General features: G+C 74.6%; 3 protein-coding genes. All 3 read left to right on the forward strand.

Annotated features, from left to right (window positions below):
• Nucleotides 1–185: 185 nt before the first annotated feature.
• From VFZ20_RS15795 to VFZ20_RS15805, 3 genes are read left to right on the forward strand one after another with little or no spacing between them, the layout of a single operon-like run.
• Entirely contained in the window at nucleotides 186–878 is a 693-nt protein-coding gene (locus VFZ20_RS15795; protein WP_329684874.1) for a hypothetical protein, read from the forward strand.
• 5 nt (nucleotides 879–883) lie between these two features.
• On the forward strand, nucleotides 884–1,777 hold the full coding sequence (locus tag VFZ20_RS15800) for a lantibiotic dehydratase C-terminal domain-containing protein (protein ID WP_329684875.1): 894 nt from the start codon (nucleotides 884–886) through the stop codon (nucleotides 1,775–1,777).
• The gene (locus tag VFZ20_RS15805) at nucleotides 1,774–2,817 is read left to right on the forward strand and encodes a lantibiotic dehydratase C-terminal domain-containing protein (protein WP_329684876.1); all 1,044 of its coding nucleotides are present in this window, start codon (nucleotides 1,774–1,776) and stop codon (nucleotides 2,815–2,817) included. The genes VFZ20_RS15800 and VFZ20_RS15805 overlap by 4 nt, the downstream gene beginning before the upstream one ends.
• The last annotated feature ends 295 nt before the right edge of the window (nucleotides 2,818–3,112 follow it).

Raw genomic sequence — 3,112 nt, forward strand, 5'->3', positions numbered from 1 at the left:
GGAGGAGGTGTCGGGCGGCGTGTGCTCCGACAGCAACTGCTCCAACACCACGGTGGTGGTCAAGCCGTCCGTCACCCCCTGACGCGGGGCGGCGCGCCGGGAGGCAATCCGGCGCGCCGCGCGCTTCCGCATCCGCCGCCCATGCCCGTGCGCGGCATTCGATCCTATTTCGCCCTGTGCCGGCAATGGACGCCACGACCGCTTGCAACGAACGCCCGTACGCCTGGTACGACCTCGTGGGGCTCACGGGAGACGAGGGCTCGCGCTGGGTGGCGGAGTACAGCCGCCTGAACGGGGAGATGGCGTTGATCCTGGACGCGGTTCCCCTGCTGCGGCGCGGCCGGCTGGACGAGGGGCGCAGCATGCTGGACCAGGCGTGGGACGGCGTGCGCGCGGCGCACGTGGCCGACGTTTCCGTGCTGGACGTGGCGGAGCGCTGGTACCTGGGCGCCGTGGGGTACGACCACTACTGCCGTGGGGAGATGGAGGCTGCGGACGCGCGCATGGCGGGCGCCGTGCGGGCGGTGGCGCGGGCCGTGGCACGGCGCCCGTTCCTGCTGGGCTTGGCCGACGAGGCCGTGGAACTGACGGTCCACCGTGCCCGCATTGCCCGCAACGCGTGCCGGTGGAGCGAGATGCACGCCTACGTGGACCAGGCGCTGGGCATGCGCGAAGGGACCGTGCCGTACCTGGAGCTTCCGGGGGGCGGCTCGGTGAACCTCGCGGACGTGCAGGGGTGGCTGGAGTCACTGCCCGTGCCCGCCCACGCGCAGCCCCTGCGGCCGCACCTGCAGCGGCCGGACGAGCGGCGGCGGTCCACCGACCGGTTCGTGCGCGACGTGCTGCGTTTGCCCGGCTTCGTCATCCAGCACCCGTGAGCGCCATGGAGCACCTGGCCTGCAACGTGTACCAGTGGGGCCGCCCGTCGGCCGACCGCCTGCTGGCCGAGTGCCTGGCTCCGGAGGTCCTGGCCCTGCGGCGGGAGGGGCTGGCGCGGAGCTTCTGGTTCCAGCGCTTCGACGCGCGGGGCCCCCACCTGTTCGTGCTCGTGGCGGCCCCTGCGGGGCAGGGCGGTGCCCTGCGGACGCGGCTGGACGCGCGGCTCGCGGCGTGGCTGGCGCGGCATCCGTGCCCCGAGCGGCTCCCCGACGACGTGCTGGCTGCCCGCCACGCGCAGTGCCGCGGAAAGCAGCTGTCGGCGCTGGACGCGGAGCCGGGCTTCGCGCTTAACAACACGGTGGCGTGGGCGGCCCATCCGGCGCACGGCTATCCCCTGTGGCTCACGGCCGGCGTGGCGGAGGAAGAGGCGCTCTGGGACCTGCTTTCCGGCCTCGCGGCGTGGACGGCCGCGGGCACGGGCAGCGCCGTTCGCTGGGTGGCGGACGTGGACGCGGCGCTGCGGCGGGCTCACCCCGAGGCCGGGGGCGCCTGGCCGCACCACGCTTCCACGCTGCTCATGGACCTCGAGGAGCGGATGGCGCGCGACGCCGCGGTGGTGCTGGACGCCCTGCCCCGTGTGATCGGGGCCGGCAACGCGGCGCGGTTCGGCTCCGTGTGGGACGCGGCGGAACGCGGGCCGTCGGCGTGGGCGCCGCTCCCCGAACTGCTGCGTATCATCCTCGCGGACGACGGACGCTCCCCCGACGCGCGCCTGCGGCTGCTGCGGGAGGTGAACCACGGCGTCCTGGGGCAGCTGGGGCAGCCCGTGGCCGCGCACGTTCCGCTGGTGCTGTTCGCCTGGACCCGCTGGCTGGTGCCACGCCCGGAGGCGGCATGACGGTGGGGGCGGCGGGGGCGGACCCGGCGCCGGGCTGGCGCGCCTACCACCTGGTCTACCACGACGACCGTGACCGGCTGCTGCGCGAGCTGGTGCTTCCCCTGGCCGCGGACCTTGCGGCGGAGGGCGACGTGGAGGCCCTGTTCTTCATCCGCTACAATCTGGGGGGCCCGCACGTGCGCCTGCGCCTGCGGCCCTCTCCCGGCCGGGACACGGCCTCGGGCGAACGGGTGCGCGCCGCCTTCGCGGACTACGTGGCCCGCGCGCCCTCCACGGGGACGCTGCCGGACGAGACCGTGCGGGAGCGCAACCGCGGAATCCTTCCCACGGACTCCCAGGCGGGTGACGTGGCCGACGTGGTGTTCGCGGACAATTCCCTGCACGAGGCGCCGCCCGGGTTCGAGGTGGAGCGCTACGGCGGACCCGCCCGCCTTGGCTGCACCCTGGAAGCCTTCGCACTTTCCAGCGTGGACGCCCTGTCATGGCTGGCGGAGGCCATGCCCACCCCCGCCGCGCGATTGGGCGAGGCCTGGCGGGCGTGGGTGCGACACGCCTGGTTCGCCGCGCGCGACGGAGACGAGTTCCTGGCCCAGCTGGCCGCGTCCACGCCTTCGCCGGAGTCGCCCCTGGCCGCGTTCGTGGCGCGGGGCGACGATGCGTACGCGCGCGGGGGGGAGCAGATGCGGCTGCGGATGCTGAACGAGCTCGCGTCCCTCGCCGCGGGCGACGGCAACGGCGGGGAGCTGCGGTGGATGAACGGGCCACGGCACCTTGCCCAGGGCCTGGCCGACGCGGACGACGCGACACGATTGAGCATCGCGCGCAGCCACGCGCACATGACCTGCAACCGGCTGGGGCTGCGGGTGGCGGAAGAAGCCTACCTGGGGCGTATGCTGTGGCGCGCCGCCCGTGAGGCAGCGCAGGCCGCTCCCGGCGCCTGGAGCAACACGTGGACGGCGTGCGGGAACCGGGCCGCTCCGTCCGTTCCCCGGCCGCCGCTGGCGGTGGCCCTGGCGCGCGCCGCCGGGCGCGCCCCGTGAACGTCCACGCAATGGCCGGGACGCGCTCGTCGGCTCCGGGTGCGCCGAACGCCCGCACCTCCTCCGCCCTGCCACAGCGACGGTAGCAGAACAAACCCCTGGCACAATCCTGGCTCATACGACAGATTTGAGCGCAGGCAACCAGTTGCAAGGGAATCAGATGAGGATGAAGACGTTCTGGGCGGCCGCGGTGGCGCTGGCCGCCGCGCTTCCGGACGCGGGCGCCGCGCAGGCACCCGTGGCGCGCGACACGGGGCTCATCGTGGGCTCGGTGCAGGCGGCCGTTCGCCAGCCG

This window comes from Longimicrobium sp. (assembly GCF_036280135.1).
GTDB lineage: Bacteria > Gemmatimonadota > Gemmatimonadetes > Longimicrobiales > Longimicrobiaceae > Longimicrobium.